The sequence below is a fragment of the Mycobacterium sp. pUA109 genome (genome assembly GCF_041287095.1).
In the GTDB taxonomy this organism is placed as follows: Bacteria; Actinomycetota; Actinomycetes; order Mycobacteriales; family Mycobacteriaceae; genus Mycobacterium.
In genome coordinates this window covers 285091-300450 of record NZ_JBGGKS010000005.1, presented here as the reverse complement: position 1 = coordinate 300450, position 15360 = coordinate 285091, and the positions used below count along the sequence as shown (strand labels likewise).

13 protein-coding genes and 1 pseudogene are annotated in these 15360 nt (G+C 67.0%); 5 read left to right on the top strand and 9 right to left on the bottom strand.

Annotation, left to right across the window (positions count from 1 at the left end; all coding sequences use genetic code 11):
- Positions 1-48 precede the first annotated feature (48 nt).
- The 3 genes and pseudogenes from istB (ACAG26_RS08645) to istB (ACAG26_RS08635) all read left to right on the top strand — a co-directional run bounded on the left by istB (ACAG26_RS08645) (position 49) and on the right by istB (ACAG26_RS08635) (position 2747).
- Entirely contained in the window at positions 49-813 is a 765-nt protein-coding gene (gene istB, locus ACAG26_RS08645; protein WP_370481233.1) for an IS21-like element helper ATPase IstB, read from the top strand.
- Positions 814-875: 62 nt separating this feature from the next.
- A pseudogene (locus ACAG26_RS08640) lies at positions 876-1934 on the top strand (transposase); the annotation flags it as partial.
- A gap of 57 nt (positions 1935-1991) precedes the next feature.
- Positions 1992-2747: an IS21-like element helper ATPase IstB gene (gene istB, locus ACAG26_RS08635; RefSeq protein ID WP_370481192.1), complete on the top strand. Its 756-nt coding sequence runs from the start codon at positions 1992-1994 to the stop codon at positions 2745-2747.
- Positions 2748-3335: 588 nt separating this feature from the next.
- Here istB (ACAG26_RS08635) and ACAG26_RS08630 read toward each other — a convergent pair.
- The 8 genes from ACAG26_RS08630 to ACAG26_RS08595 form a co-directional block, all read right to left on the bottom strand.
- Positions 3336-4547, bottom strand: coding sequence for a sodium-dependent bicarbonate transport family permease (locus ACAG26_RS08630; RefSeq protein ID WP_370481191.1), 1212 nt, complete (start codon positions 4545-4547; stop codon positions 3336-3338).
- A gap of 240 nt (positions 4548-4787) precedes the next feature.
- Positions 4788-6266 (bottom strand): NADH-quinone oxidoreductase subunit C, encoded by a 1479-nt coding sequence (locus ACAG26_RS08625; protein ID WP_370481190.1) that lies wholly within the window; start codon positions 6264-6266, stop codon positions 4788-4790.
- Positions 6263-7732, bottom strand: a complete 1470-nt coding sequence (locus ACAG26_RS08620) for a proton-conducting transporter membrane subunit (protein WP_370481189.1) — start codon at positions 7730-7732, stop codon at positions 6263-6265. Before ACAG26_RS08620 ends, ACAG26_RS08625 begins: the two co-directional genes overlap by 4 nt.
- Complete coding sequence (locus tag ACAG26_RS08615; protein WP_370481187.1) at positions 7732-8394, bottom strand: hypothetical protein; 663 nt, start codon at positions 8392-8394, stop codon at positions 7732-7734. Before ACAG26_RS08615 ends, ACAG26_RS08620 begins: the two co-directional genes overlap by 1 nt.
- 7 nt (positions 8395-8401) lie before the next feature.
- Complete coding sequence (locus ACAG26_RS08610; protein ID WP_370481231.1) at positions 8402-9352, bottom strand: respiratory chain complex I subunit 1 family protein; 951 nt, start codon at positions 9350-9352, stop codon at positions 8402-8404.
- 5 nt (positions 9353-9357) lie between these two features.
- Positions 9358-11328 (bottom strand): proton-conducting transporter membrane subunit, encoded by a 1971-nt coding sequence (locus ACAG26_RS08605; protein ID WP_370481186.1) that lies wholly within the window; start codon positions 11326-11328, stop codon positions 9358-9360.
- Positions 11325-11804, bottom strand: a complete 480-nt coding sequence (locus tag ACAG26_RS08600; protein WP_071027585.1) for an NADH-quinone oxidoreductase subunit B family protein — start codon at positions 11802-11804, stop codon at positions 11325-11327. The genes ACAG26_RS08605 and ACAG26_RS08600 overlap by 4 nt, the downstream gene beginning before the upstream one ends.
- A gap of 4 nt (positions 11805-11808) precedes the next feature.
- Positions 11809-12150 carry a lsr2/espR transcriptional regulator gene (locus tag ACAG26_RS08595; protein WP_370481185.1) on the bottom strand — a complete coding sequence of 114 codons (342 nt, stop codon included), beginning with the start codon at positions 12148-12150 and terminating at the stop codon, positions 11809-11811.
- Positions 12151-12382: 232 nt separating this feature from the next.
- Between ACAG26_RS08595 and ACAG26_RS08590 the strand changes: the two genes are divergently transcribed.
- Entirely contained in the window at positions 12383-13534 is a 1152-nt protein-coding gene (locus ACAG26_RS08590) for an acetyl-CoA C-acetyltransferase (protein ID WP_071027587.1), read from the top strand.
- A 107-nt stretch (positions 13535-13641) separates the two neighbouring features.
- Here the strand turns inward: ACAG26_RS08590 and ACAG26_RS08585 are convergent, their stop codons facing one another.
- Positions 13642-14805 (bottom strand): steroid 3-ketoacyl-CoA thiolase, encoded by a 1164-nt coding sequence (locus ACAG26_RS08585; protein WP_370481184.1) that lies wholly within the window; start codon positions 14803-14805, stop codon positions 13642-13644.
- 149 nt (positions 14806-14954) lie between these two features.
- Here ACAG26_RS08585 and ACAG26_RS08580 point away from each other — a divergent pair, with 149 nt between their 5' ends.
- Positions 14955-15320 carry a helix-turn-helix transcriptional regulator gene (locus ACAG26_RS08580; RefSeq protein ID WP_071027589.1) on the top strand — a complete coding sequence of 122 codons (366 nt, stop codon included), beginning with the start codon at positions 14955-14957 and terminating at the stop codon, positions 15318-15320.
- Positions 15321-15360 lie beyond the last annotated feature (40 nt).

The window sequence follows — 15360 nt, the reverse complement described above, 5'->3', positions numbered from 1 at the left end:
ACCAAAACCACCTCGAGTACTGCGCGGACCTCGTCGACCAACCGCGACCTGACCGCCGAGATCAGTTTCCTCACCCGGGCCCTGAAAGCACCCACCATGCGCGATGCGGTGGCCCGGTTGGCCGAGCGGGCTCGCGTGGAGTCATGGACGCATGAGGAGTTTTTGGTCGCGTGCCTGCAGCGTGAAGTCTCCGCCCGGGAGACCCACGGCGGCGAAGGACGAATCCGCGCCGCCCGCTTCCCGTCCCGCAAATCGCTGGAAGAGTTCGACTTCGACCACGCCCGCGGACTCAAACGAGACCTGATCGCGCATCTGGGCACCTTGGACTTCGTGGCGGCCAAAGACAACGTGGTCTTCCTCGGACCACCAGGAACCGGTAAGACCCACCTAGCGATCGGCATCGCGATCCGGGCCTGCCAAGCCGGACACCGCGTGCTGTTCGCCACCGCCAGCGAATGGGTCGCCCGGCTCGCCGAGGCCCACCACGCCGGCCGCCTCCAACAAGAACTCATCCGGCTCGGCCGCTACCCGCTGCTCGTCATCGACGAGGTCGGCTACATCCCGTTCGAACCCGAAGCCGCCAACCTGTTCTTCCAACTGGTGTCCTCCCGCTACGAGCGGGCATCCCTGATCGTGACCTCGAACAAACCGTTCGGCCGCTGGGGCGAAGTCTTCGGCGACGACGTCGTGGCCGCCGCCATGATCGACCGCCTCGTCCACCACGCCGAGGTAATCGCCCTCAAAGGCGACTCCTACCGCATCAAAGACCGCGACCTCGGACGCGTCCCAGCAGCATCAACCGAAGAGAAATGAACACCAAGGGGGTCAATTTTCAACCGTCGAAAAGGGGTCAATTTTCGGCCGCCGTTGACAACTCGGGGCGCCGGGTGGCGGTGTGGGTGTTCGCGATGATCTTGGCGTGCTCACGAGCCCTGTTCGTCCAGCCGGTGCTGCGGATGGATCAGCGGTCGTGGAACGCCTCGCATGTGGCGGCATTCGAGTTCTTCGGCGGTGTGCCCGCGCGGCTAGTGTGCGACAACCTGAAAACCGGGGTGGTGCGTCCTGATCTGTATGACCCGCAGATCAACCTCGCCTACGGCGAACTCGCCGCGTTCTACGGCACCCTGATCGACCCCGCACGGGCCCGAAAACCCAAGGACAAGCCTCGTATCGAGCGGCCGATGCCCTACATTCGGGACTCGTTTTTCGCCGGTCGTGACTTCGATTCGTTGCCCCAGATGCAGGCCGAGGCGCTGCGGTGGGCCACCGAGGTCTACGGCGCCCACAAGCACCGCGGTCTAGATGGTCAAAGGCCGGCGACGGTGTTCGCCGCCATTGAACGCGACGCCTTGATGCCGCTACCGCAGCGGCCATTTGAATCGGTCATCTACACGGTCGGCACGCTGGCCCCAGACTGCCACGTCAAGTCAGGCAAGGCGTTCTACTCGGCGCCGTGGCGGCTGATGGGCCAGAAACTGGTCGTGCGCACCGCCGGGGACGTGGTGCAGATCTTCCACGAAGATGCCGTCGTGGCGACCCACGTGCTGCACCTGTCGGGCCGCTCGACGAACTTCGAGCACTATCCGCCGCACAAGATCGCCCACACCCTGCGCAACGTGACGTGGTGTCGCCACCAGGCTGAGCAGATCGGCCCCGGTGCCGTTGCGGTCGTCGCCGAACTATCGCAGGTCAACGCTATCCACCGGCTGCGGGCCATCCAGGGGATCATCCGGCTACGCGACAAATACGGTGATGCCCGCCTGGATGCGGCCTGCGCCCGTGCCCTGGCCATCGAGGATCCGGGCTACCGCACCGTCAAAGGCATCCTGGCCGCCGGCACCGAACACGGCCAGGATTCACCACGACGTACCGCCGCGTCGGTGCCGGCGATGCTACGCGGCCCCGCCGCCTTCGACACCGAACGCAGCGCCTAACCCCCCGGTGCATCCAAACCAACTCTGCATCAATCACATCCAACAAAGGACTCTGTCATGACCATTCACGACCCCAGCCTGCGCGCCGCGCTCAAAACCCTCAAACTCACCGGCATGCTCGACACCCTCGATGCCCGCCTGGCCCAAACCCGCGACGGGAAACTCGGACACCTGGAATTCCTGCAAGTGCTCTGCGAAGACGAAATCGCCCGCCGCGACACCGCCGCCCTGGCCCGCCGAATCCGCCGCGCCCGCTTCGAACAAGCCAACACCTTCGAAGACTTCGACTTCACCGTCAGCCCCAAACTTCCCGCCGCCATGCTGCGCGACCTGGCCGCCCTGCGCTGGCTCGACGCCGGCGAATCGGTCATCCTCTACGGGCCCGTCGGAGTCGGCAAAACCCATGTGGCACAAGCACTCGGACACCAGGTAGCCCGACGCGGCGGAGACATCCGGTTCGTCAAATGCTCCCGGATGCTCGCCGACCTCGCCGGCGGACACGCTGATCGCACCATCGGCCAACGCATGCGCGAGTACACCCGGCCCCTGGTGCTCATCGTCGACGACTTCGCCATGCGTGAGCACACCCCGACCCAAAGCGACGACCTCTATGACCTGGTCTCAGACCGCGCCATCGCTGCCAAGCCGCTGATCCTGACGAGCAACCGAGCCCCCAAAGACTGGTACCCGCTGTTCCCCAACCCCGTGGTCGCCGAATCACTGCTCGACCGACTGATCAACACCAGTCACCAGGTCCTCATGGACGGCCCGTCCTACAGGCCCCGCAAACGCCCCGGAGCCGCCACCACCTGACACCGACCGCCAACCCCGCTACGCTCACCTCAGCAGCGCCCCACCTGGGGAATTACGCGACCGCTACCCCTGGGGAATTACGCGACCGTCGACATAGCTGGCACGACAAATGCCACGCGACGGCTGGGCGGGCGTGGCCGGCGTGGGATGACTCTGGTCGCGGTGTCCGGCGTTAGGCGGCTCGCTCGTGAGGTTGTCGTCGCCGGTGCAGATAGACGGCGATGGCGTTGCGGCCGATGGCGAATCCGAGCATGACGGTCAAGTTGGCGCACGGCGCTGTAGGCGATCATGCGTCCGCCGCAGAGGGTGCGGTCGAGGGTGTTGTTCATCGGTTTTGACGTGTTGGCGCAGATGTTCGGCGCGGTTGTAGCCGCGCTCGCGATCCGTCTCGGTGGTGTCGATACGTGCGCGGCGCATGGTGCCGCACGACGGCGCGTACTCGATATACCACCGGTAGCTGCCCTTGCTGTTGCCGCGCGGGTAGATCTTTGCGACCGGGCAGGACTACAAATGCTTTTCCCCGGTGTCGAGGACCTGGCGCTCACAGATGCGGCCGTCGGCAGTCCACAGGCGGGTTGGAGGAGTGTCTCAGCTGATCGGGAACCGCTCCGTGATGGCCTTGGCGACCTCGATGTAGACCGGGATCCCGATTGTGACGTTGTAGGTGAAGGTCAGGCCCAGCGATGCGGCCAGCGGCAGGGTGGGGCTGGCCTCGGGGATCGCCAGCCGCTGTACAGCGGGGACGGCGATGTAAGACGCCGCACCGCACAGCACCGCGAACAGGATGTAGCTGCCCGGCTGGAAGTGAGTGTGGGTCAGGTGGGCGTAGCTGTGAGCGACCGCAATGCCCAGCGTGGCGAACAGGTTGGGTGCCAGGACCCCGAAGACGATGAAGCCGCGGCCCGCGGTTTTTAGATCCTTGAGGTGGCGGGAGGCGGTCATGCCCATCTCCAGCAGGAACAGGCAGAGCACGCCCTGAAACGCTGCCACGAAGACGTTGTCGTCATCATGGACGACCTTTTGGCCCTGCAACCCGCTTATCAAACCGATGGCGATGCCGCCGAACAGCAGGTACAGCCCCGGATTGAGCAGCACCTCCCGCAGCAGCTTGGTGGCGGTGACCGGGCCCGGCTGGGCGGCGGTTGGCTGCGGATGCTCCCGCTTCTCCAGCGACATCTCCAATTCCTCGAGCGCCGGCTCGTACTCGGCGTCGAGGTTCTGTCCGGGGCCGGGCTGGGTCGCGGCGCCAGGCCCGAGCCTGAGCGGTGCTGTGTAGCCGCGTTCGCCGGGCATGAATCCAGCGGCGTCCAGGCCCCGGTGGCGCAGCCGCGCCACCAGATACAGCGCGACAAGGCAGCCAGGCATCTCCATGACGGCGAGCATGACCGGCATGTAGCCGTCGAAGGCCATACCCAGGGTGGCCAGCACACCGACACAGGTGGCGAACGTACCCGCCGAGTCGGACCCGTAATAGCCGGCGACCGTCGCCCGGTCGATGCGTCGCATCGAGGTCATCCGGGTCAGCAGCTGGTAGGCGAGCAGGCCGATCACGAAGTTCAATACGAAGCCCAAGACGATGAACCCGGCGACGCTGCCGATACTGGAGGGGTCCACGGTGGCGAGCTGTTCACCGCCGTGCCAGCCGATGGCCAGCAGCAGGTACAGCGTCAGGCCCTGGTAGATCACATAGGGGAACTCGAACTCCACCTTGAGGATTGGGATCAAAAACCCGAGATAGAAGAACAGCAGCAGCGGCTTGAACAGGTTATGGCGGAAGTTTTCCCAAAACTCCAGGAGCATCAATTTCTCCCTTTGACGTGCGCGACGATGGCCGGCAGGGCGACCGTCCACGTCGCGGCCAGAAATACAAGCAAGGTAGCCCCACGCCCCGCCCCGCATGAGACGGCGGCGTGAATGTTTCGCAAACGTTCGATGACCAGATCGTCGCCGCCGGTTGCGGGTCTTGCGCCGGTCCGATGAGTTGCATCAACGCCAACGGTCCTGCTGTTGCTACCCGCAGGGTCTGCGGGTAGCGAGATATTAGAGATCATTGCCGGCATAGGACTGGTTGAAGCTTTTGTTGGTCAGCGGAAAGTCGGGGACGATGGTGTCGGCCATCGCGATGGGCAGCGCGGGCCAGTTGAACCAGGATGGGTCGACGATCTTGGCGCGGGTGATGCGGCTGGCGGCGTCGATCTCGACGCGGTGCACGATGGTGCCGCGCCAGCCTTCGACGATGCCGACTCCGCTGCCGCTCGCGTTCACCGACGGCGTTGTGTCGGCGTATGCGATTGGGCCGGTGTGTGATTCGATAAGGTAGGCGGCCAGCTCCGCGGACGCGGCGAATTCGTCGCGGCGCACCATGTAGCGGGCCAGCACGTCGCCGTCGGGTACCCCGATCTCGGTGACCGGCAGCGCGGTGGTGGGGTGTTCCAGTCGCGCATCGCTGCGCACGCCGCTGGCGTGCGCCACGAAGCCGAGGCAGCCCACCGCGCGGGCATCGCCGCTGCGCAGCACCGAGGTGCCCGCGAAGCGTTCATAGACCATCGTGTTGGCCACGGTCAGTTGGGCGACCTCGGCGAGGTCGGCGGCGATCGATCGCAGCACGTGTGGGTCGGGCAGGGTGCGTAACGTAACTCCCGCCGGGTGGATCGCCCCGCGCAACAACCGGTGCCCGGTGACGGCGGCGTTGAGCCGCAGCAGTTGTTCGCGGATGCGTTGAGCGTGCGCGTTGGCCAGGCCGAACCCAACGTCGTTGGCCAGTGCGCCAAGGTCGGTGGCATGGTTGTAGAGCCGTTCCAGTTCGACGAGCAACGCCCGCAACCGGTGTACCTCATCGGGAAGGGTGATGCCCAGCGCATCCTCGACTGCCAGGCTATACGCAAGTGTATGCGCGGCGGAGGTGTCGCCGCTGATGCGCTCGGCCAGGTCACCAGCGGCGGTGGCGGGACGGCCGTGAAAGAGTTTCTCAATTCCCCGGTGCACGAACCACAGCCGAGCCTTCAGACGCAGCACGGTTTCGCCGGCGACGGAGAAGCGGAAGTGGCCGGGTTCGATCAGCCCGGCGTGCACGGGACCGACCGGGATCTCATACACCCCGGGTCCTTCGACGGTCACGAACGGGAACCCGGCCCTGGACGTGAATTCCGGCGGCGGTCCCGCGTCGGTGCGCATCGGATGCCAGTCCTCGGGCCAGTGGGCGTGGCGGACCAGCCGGCGCGGTTTGGGATGGCCGACCGGTTGGATGCCGTACAGGTCGGCCATCTCGCGCTCGAACCGGCCAGCCGGGAACGACAGGTGGGCAAGCGAGTGAAGCGTGGGGGCACCCCGGGGAATGACACATTCCAGCTCAACCCGGCGATCGGGGTAGCCGGCCAAAAACAAATACACGATGCGCAGTTGGTCAGCGTCATCGTGGGCGGCGACCAGGCCAAGACGGAACCCTAAAGCCAGAAGTTCTTGGGTTCGATCTGCCAGCTCGGTTTGGGATAACCGGTGCCGCAGCCGATCCGGGTTCACCGCAGCACCCCGATCTGGGTTGCCGCGGTGCTCAACAAACTTGCCAGCGGGCCCGCGCTGATGCCGAGCGCGGTGGCGGCGACGACCCCGGTGAGCAGGGCGGCGCCCACACCGGCCGGTGCGGGGATCGCTGGTGCGGCGACCGGGGGTGTGCCCAGCAGCATGCGGCCCGCGTTGCGTGCCAGCGCCGCGAACCCGACCGCAATGAGCAGCATGGCGGCACCCAGCGCCCAGGCCAGATGCGCGTCGGCAAGCGCGCGAGCGATCGCCAGTTCACTGGCGAACATCGCAAACGGGGGCAGGCCGAGCAGCACTACCAGCCCCGCCGCGAACGCACCGCCGACCAGCCGCGAACGTGGCAGGACACCGGTGATGTCGGCAATCGCCGTGGAGTGGTGCGCGGCCTGCAGTTGGCCACCGGCCAAGAACAACACGGTTTTGCCGATGCCGTGCGCGAGGACATGCAGCAGCAGCGCGGCGATCGCCAGCGTGGTCCCCGCCGCCGCGGCGATCGCGATCAGGCCCATGTTCTCCATCGACGAGTACGCCAGCATCCGTTTGAGGTCACCGGTCACGGTGAGCATCAGCGCCGCGATCAGCAACGTGGCCAACCCGACCAGCAACAGCCCGGTGCGCAGGAAGGTGGCCCCCGCGGCGGTGTCGATGATGGGTTTGAGCCGGATCAACACCGAGAATGCCACCGACAGCAGCACGCCACTCATCAGCGCCGAGACCGGCGCGGGTGCCTGGCTGTGGGCATCGGCCAGCCAGGTGTGAAACGGGAACAAGCCGACCTTCGCGCCGTACCCGATCAGCAGCAGCCCACCGGCCAACCGGGCAACCCGCCGATCCAGGAGGTCGGCGTGGGCGGCGAGCACGTCGAGGTTCAGGGCCTGGTCTGCCGGTGCGCCACCGTGGCGTGCGGCGAAGTACAGCAGCACCGTACCCAGGAACGCGACCGCGATCCCCACCGAGCAGATCACCACGTATTTCCACGTCGCTTCCAGCGCGGTGCGGGTACGGTGATGCCCGACCAAAAACGCGGTGGCGATCGTGGTGGCCTCGACCGCTACCCAGATCACGCCGATGTTGTTGGCGCACAACGCCAGAATCATCGCGGCCAGAAACACCGGTGTTAGTACCCCGTACAGCCGGGCCGCGCGCGCATCGATGTGGCCTTCGGCCAGTTCGGTGTCGATGTAGCCGATGCCGGCCCCGGTGGCCAGGGTGCCGACCATTCCGACGACGAGGAGCATGGTGGCGGTCAGTGCGTCCGCGCGCAGCAGCCCACCCGCGGCCAGGTGCGGCCCGGAACCGACGCCGAAACCCAGTGCCGCCCCGCACGCGAGCGCGACCGCCGCCGAGGTCACGGTGAACAGAGCGGAGGCGCGCCGCCATCCCACAACCAGATTGACGATCGCCGCCAGCACGGGCGCGAGGATCGCAGTGAGCAGTAGTGCGGTCATCAGTCGCGCAGCTCCCGTAATGCATCGAGGTCCGCACCGCCGAAGGTATGGCGCAGCCGACCGGTCAGGACTCCGATCACGATGAGAGCGAACAGCACGTCCAGTGACGCACCGAGTTCGACGATTAGCGGCACGCCGGCGGTCAACAGAAAGGCGGTCGCCGTGATCCCGTTGTCCAAGATCAAGAAACCGGCCGCCTGCGATACCGCGTGACGGCGCGTGGTCATCACGAACAGCGCGACCAGCACGACCGCGACCGCGGCGGGGACCGCGCTGGTCGATGCGTTCGGTTCGAGGTTGGCCAGCGGCTGGCTGATGGCAAACGCCGCCACGGTCAACCCGGCGGTGATGAGCAGTGAACTGGCGGTGTTCACCAGCGGGGTTGCCTCCCGCAGCGCTCGCGGTTCGGCCCGTACCGCCCGGGCCAGCAGCCACGGCAGCACCACCGCCCGCAGGGCGAACACCGCCACACCGAGGCCCACGAGCTCGATGTCCCCGTCGTGTGCGCCGCGCAGAAGCGGGATCGCGGCCACAGCGACACCCTGCCAGGCGAGGAGGCCGGTGATGGCGCGCAGATCGCGCCGCCACACAATGAGCACCGCCGCCAACATGAGCCCGCCGGCGGCGAAGTCGACCAGGATCGCGAAGTCAGGGGTGATCATTGCGTGCTCACCCCCGCACTACGAAGAAGTTCGCGGCCGTCACCGCGAGCAGCGCCAACAGAAAGGACCCGGCCAGCAGTTCAGGAACCCGGAACAGCCGCAACTTCGCAATGAAGACCTCGGCGGTGGCCAGTAGCGTCGCCAGTACCGTCACTTTCGCCACGATCACGGCAATCCCGACCACCACGTCGGTCACGGTCGGCTCGGGGCCCGCGATACCCCACGGCACAAACAGGTTGGCCAGCAGCGCGAGCAGCACCGTCAACCGCATCCCGGCCGCCCACTCCACCAGCGCCAGCCGCGGACCCGCATACTCCAGCACCATTGCCTCGTGCACCATCGTCAGTTCCAGATGAGTGCTCGGGTTGTCGACCGGCAGCCGCCCGGTCTCGGCGATGATCACGATCACCAACGCGGCGAACGCCAACACCCCGGCCAACGACACCACCTGACCCGGGTGAGCGCTCGTGGTGGCCACCAGCGCACCGAGATTCGCCGATCCGGCCGGGATGGAGAGCGCAAACACCGCCAACAGGATGGTCGGCTCCACCAGCGCGGCGATCGTGATCTCGCGGCTGGCCCCCATGCCGCCGAACGCGGTCGCGGTGTCGATGCCGGCGAGGGTCAATGCGACGGTGCCCAAGAACAGCAGCCCGACAATAGCGAACAGGTCAGCGGCCGGATCCAGCGGCGATCCGGTGGCCACCAGCGGCGCGATCGCGGCGATGAGCAGCGTGGTGCCGGCGACGACCGCCGGTGCGGCCGCGAACACCACCGTCGTACCCGCAGGGGTGATCTGTTGCTTGCCAAGCTGTTTGCGCAGATCACGCCACGGTTGCAGCAGCCCCCCGCCGGTCCGGCCCTCCCAGCGAGCCCGCACCTGCCGCGTCAGCCCGATCACCAACGGCGCACCGACCATGACGGCACCGATCTGTGCGGCTCCTACCGCATACGACAGGGCGTTCACCGGGCCACCACCAGCACGATCAGCACCCCCAGCGCGCCATAGGCCAGGTAGAGGTGCACGCTGCCGGTGTGTGCCCGCCGCACCAGCTGGGCGCCCTTGTGCACAACCCGAAGCACCGGCGTGTGGAGCCACTGCTCGATCGCATCGCCGATCGCCGACCGGTAGACGACCTTGTCGGCCATATAGCGCGACTCAGCGGTATGGGTCACCTCGACATCGGTGTCGGGACGCAGCACATCATCGAAGACCCGCTGCAGCGGCTCGGCGAACGAAGTCGCCGTGTACTGCATCCGCGCGGTGAGATCGTCTGCACCACACGCCCATAACGGTAAGATGCCCGGAGCCGGGCGCCGCCACCAGCGCCACCGCCCCAAACCGGCCGCCGCAACGGCAGCGGCCACCACACCAGCGGCGAGCACGGCGGGTGCGATGGACCCCGGCAGCCCGGGCAGCCGCACCACAGCACCCAAGCCGGCGAAGTCGACAGGTCGCGATGCGGGCAGCGTCTGCAGCACCCTGCCCAACGCGGGCGCAACGGCCACCGGGGCCACCCCCAACACCAGGCAGGTGGCCGCTGGAACCGTCATCCCCGCCAGCATGCTGGCGGGTGATTCGCGCGCAGCGCTGGCCTGCTCGGTGCGGGCGCGAGCCAGAAAGCCGATGCCGAACGCCTTGGCCATCGCCGCCACGCCCAGACCGGTGGCCAGCGCAACCGTCCCCACCGCCAGCGGCGTCGTCAGCGCCAGGATCGTGTCGTGTCCGGGCGGGGCGTGGATCAACGCCTGGAGCAGCAGCCACTCACCGACGAAGCCCGCGCCCAACGGCAGCCCGCACGCCCCGAGCGCGGCCACCCCGAACAGCACGGTGGTCACCGGCATCCGCCGCGCCAGCCCACCGAGCCGATCCAGATCACGCAGCCCGGTCGCCGACAGTACCGATCCGGCCGCCAGGAAGCCGAGGCTCTTGAAGGCCGCATGCGCGATCAAGTGCAGCAGCGCCGCGGCCGCGGCGACGGTGGCCGGACCGTGAGCGCCGGACCCCGCGAACAGCGTGGCCGCGCCCAACGCCAGGGTGATCAACCCCATGTTCTCGGTGGTCGAATACGCGAGCAGTCGTTTCAGATCGGTCGCCACCGAAGCCTGCACCACCCCGTAGAGCGCGGACACGCCGCCGACGATCAACAGAGTGAGCCCCCACCAGCGCGGACCCGGACCCAACAGCTGCAGATCGAGACGAATGATGCCGTAGATGCCCAGATTGACCATGGCCGCGCTCATCAACGCCGACACCGGACTCGGCGCCTCGGGATGCGCGCGCGGCAACCAGGCGTGCAGCGGCACCAGGCCGGCCTTCGACCCGAACCCGGCCAGGGTCAGCACAAACACCGCGGCGCGCACTCCGTCGGACACCCCGACCAGGTCAGCGAACCGGTCCGCGCCACCGGCCGCCGAGAACACCAACAACCCGACCAGAAGGGCGACGAACCCGAGCTGCGTCATCACCGCGTACACCAACCCGGCTGCGCGCACTTGCGCACGGGCGTGCTCGCTTACCACCAGCACCAGCGAGGACAGCGCCATCAGCTCCCATGCCACCAGGAACGTCGTAACCGATGCCGCCGCCGGCACCAGCATCATCGCCGCGACGAAAAGCGGCAACACCACCAGCGGAACGACCCCCAAATGCTCGCGGCGCGCGTAACCGATCATGTAAACACCGACGGCGACCGCGACCCCACCGGTGACCGCGATGAACAACCCCCCCAGCGCGTCCAGACTCAGCTGTACCCCACACAGCGGAAGTAGCCAACCGACATGCACCGAGGTCGCCGGCCCGAACATCCCGAGCACGCCAAGCCCGACACCACTCGCGCCGACACCCGACGTCACCATCCCGGCCAACAGCGGGCCGATGCTGCTGCCTGGTGCGATATCGGGCGCTGATGCAGGCGCCAGGACGGTGCTCATTTACCAGTGACCGACCGCAGCGCGGCGACGATCTCGTCCGGTGTCGGCGGGCACCCCGGAATTTCGACATCGACGGGCACCACCTCACCGACCGCCCCGACCACGCCGTAGGCGTCTTTGAACACCCCACGGTTCAGCGCGCAATCCCCGCACGCGATCACCGCACGGGGGCGCGGGGTCGCCTCCAGCGTGTTGCGCAGCGGGCCAGCCATATTCCGCGTCACCACACCGGTCACCAGCAGCGCATCGGCGTGCCGGGGCGAGGCGACCAGCCGCGCGCCGAACCGTTCCGCGTCGTAGACCGGGCCGAACGCACCAGAGATCTCCACCTCACAGCCATTGCACGATCCGGCATCGACATGCCGGATTTGCAACGAACCCCGCACACCCGCAGGCGATTCCACCACGGCGGCGGGTAGGCGGCCGCCGGGTTCGACAACACGGCCGACCCGAAAAATCTTGCGCAACCAGCCCATCGCGTTACTGCGCCGCGCTGCCGGCGCGTAGATCCTCCAGCACGGCGACGCGGTCACTGAGCATCCCGGTGAGCACCCGGCGCGCCACCGCCAGCAGTTCAGCAATATCGGGCGAGGTGATCGAGTAGATCACCGAGTTACCGTCCTTGCGCGCCTCAACGACACCCGCACGCCGCAACACCGCCAACTGCTGCGACAGGTTCGACGACTCCAGCCCCACCTCCGGCAGCAGTTCACCCACCGACCGGTCTCGCTCTGAGAGCAGCTCCAGGATCCTGATCCGTGCCGGATGGCCCAGGGTCTTGAAGAACTCCGCCTTGAGCTTGTACAGCGGCTCGGACACCACACACTCCTGAAGACTTACACACTCCTGCAATCAACAAGTTGAAGAATTTATCATCTGCTACGCAAGGGGGATCGATAGGGGCGGGGCTACTGGCGCGTAGTCGGAACAGGCGACGTGCCGTATGCTCCACCAAGCATTTGATTGGTTAGATCGACCGGCGCTGCCTGCCCGGTCCGGCAGGAGTTCGGATGCAGGTCGGCGGCTATCTCAAAACACGGTGAGGAGTGCTTGCATGCGCGAGGCATACATCGTTGACGTCATCCGCACCGCGGTCGGCAAGAAGGGTGGCGCGCTGGCCGGGATGCACCCCGCCGACCTCGGGGCCGCCGTGATCAGGCAGCTGATCGACCGCAACGCCATGGATCCGGCACAGGTCGACGACGTGATCTTCGGCTGTGTGGATGCAATCGGTCCGCAAGCCGGAAACATCGCCCGCACCGCGTGGCTCACCGCGGGGTTACCCGAGCACGTTCCGGGAGTGACGGTTGATCGTCAGTGCGGATCGAGTCAGCAAGCCCTGCACTTCGCCGCCCAAGCCGTAATGAGCGGCACCGCCGACCTGATCGTCGCGGGTGGCGTGCAAAACATGAGCATGATCCCGATTGCCTCGGCAATGGCTGTCGGCGCCCAGTTCGGTTTCCAGACCCCCTTCGCGGACTCGCCCGGCTGGGAAAGTCGCTACGGAGACCAGGAGGTCTCGCAGTTCCGCGGCGCGGAGCTGATCGCGCAGCGATGGGACATCAGCCGCGAGGACATGGAGAGCTGGGCGCTGGGCAGCCACCACCGCGCCCGCAACGCGACCGCGTCGGGCCGATTCGATAACGAGATCGTGGCGGTAGGGGACTTCCGCGTCGACGAAGGCCCCCGCGAGACCAGCCTGCAAAAGATGGCCGCACTGAACACCCTCGTGGAGGGCGGGCGCCTCACTGCGGCCCTGGCCAGCCAGATCTCCGACGGCGCTAGCGCTGCTCTCGTTGCTTCCGAGTCCGCGGTGGCGGCCCACGGTCTAAAACCCCGCGCCCGCATCCATCACCTCAGCGCCCGCGGCGCCGACCCCATCTTCATGCTCAGCGCGCCGATCCCCGCTACCGAGTACGCACTGGCCAAGGCCGGGCTGACAATCGATGACATCGACGTCGTCGAGATCAACGAGGCCTTCGCCCCAGTCGTGCTGGCTTGGATCAAGGAAACCGGTGCCGACCCTGCCAAAGTGAACCCCAATGGCGGCGCGATCGCCCTTGGCCACCCGCTCGGTGCCACTGGTACGAAGCTGTTCGCCACTCTGCTCAACGAATTGGAGCGCACCGGAGGCCGCTACGGTCTGCAAACCATCTGCGAGGGCGGCGGCACCGCCAATGTGACTATCATCGAGCGCTTAGGCTGACGCCGGTCGACGCGGTGCGCAGGCAGCGACGCGAAGCTGTTCCCCAGGGTCATCGGGTGGTCGCCGCGGGTGGCGGCGGGTCCGGCCGGTAGCTGGCGGCGGGCTGGCTAAATGCGTTCGATGATGGTGCCAGTGGCCAGCGCGCCGCCCGCGCACATCGAGATCAGGGCTGTGGAAGCATCGCGGCGTTCCAGCTCGTGCAGTGCGGTGGTGATCAGCCGCGAACCGGTGCAACCAACAGGGTGACCGAGCGCGATCGCACCGCCGTTGACGTTGACCTTGTCCATGTCGGGCTGGTGCACCTGCGCCCACGACAACACGACGGAAGCAAACGCCTCGTTGACCTCGAACAGATCCAGGTCGCCGATCTTCATCCCTGCCTTGCCCAACACCTTCGCGGTGGCCTGCACCGGGCCGTCAAGGTGAAACTCAGGTTCAGCCCCGACAAGGACCTGCGAGACGATCCGCGCTCGCGGCCGCAGCCCGAGTGCCTTAGCCCGGTCGGAGTCCATCCACAGCACCGCGGCTGCGCCGTCGGAGATCTGCGAAGAAGTACCGGCGGTGTGGATCGCGCCGTCGACCACCGGCTTGAGCGCGGCAAGCGACTCGGCGGTGGTGTCGCGCAAACCCTGATCGCGGGTCACGAACTGCTTTTCGCCGGTCGTGCTGCCGTGCTCATCGACGACTGGAGCGGTCACCGGGAGCACCTCACGGGCGAACCGGCCCTCGTCCCAGGCTTGCTTGGCCAACACCTGCGAGCGCACCCCGAGGACCTCGATGTCGGTGCGGCCGAGCCCGCGCCGACGCGCGATCCGCTCGGCAGCCTCAAACTGGTTCGGCAGGTCGATGTCCCAAGACTCCGGCCGGCGCGGGCCGGCCTCGGTACCCACATTGGCGCCCAGCGGGACCTGGCTCATCGCTTCGATTCCGCAGGCGATGCCGATATCGATGACACCCGTGCCGATCAGTGCGGCGATCAGGTGGTTGGCTTGCTGCGCAGAACCGCACTGACAGTCGATCGTGGTGGCTCCCACCTGCCAAGGCAGGCCCGCCGCCAGCCAGGCGGTGCGGGTGACATCGTTGGACTGCGCGCCGGCCTGAGTGACGCACCCACCGACGACCTGCTCAACCAGCATCGGGTCGATGCCGGCACGCTCCACCAGGCCCTTTTGTGCCGCGCCGAGAATCTCGGACGCGTGCAGCCCCGATAGCCAGCCGCCTCGTTTGCCGATCGGCGTACGCACCGCCTCCACGATCACCGGAATCCCCACGATGGACACCTCTCACCGACTCGAACTAGAACACGTTCTTCCTATCTGCACGACCATAGGATGGTCAACTTGCTAACATTCGCAACTAGCTCACTGGCCGCGGTTGGTGAGCATGGGACCCCGTTCCGAGCGATACGCCAGGAGGCGCCGTGGTCGCGAGTTCGCGCCAACCGCTGTACCGGATGAAGGCCGAATTCTTCAAAACGTTGGGTCACCCGGCCCGCGTCAGAGTGTTGGAGCTGCTCAGTCAGCGCGAACACACCGTCTCGGAGATGCTGCCTGAGGTCGGAATCGAACCGGCGAACTTGTCCCAGCAGTTGGCGATCCTGCGTCGGGCCGGTCTGGTCACTGCCAGCCGCGACGGGCTGTCGGTCTCCTACTCGCTGACTTCGCCGCGTGTGGCGGATCTGCTGAAGACGGCGCGGGAGATCCTCAATGGTGTCGTGGCCGGCCAGGCCGAGCACCTCAAAGAGGTGCCCGCACCGCCCGACCTACTCGGCAAGCACGTCGGATAGCGCACAGGCGCAGGCGGACCGCACCATGACGAGTGCTGAT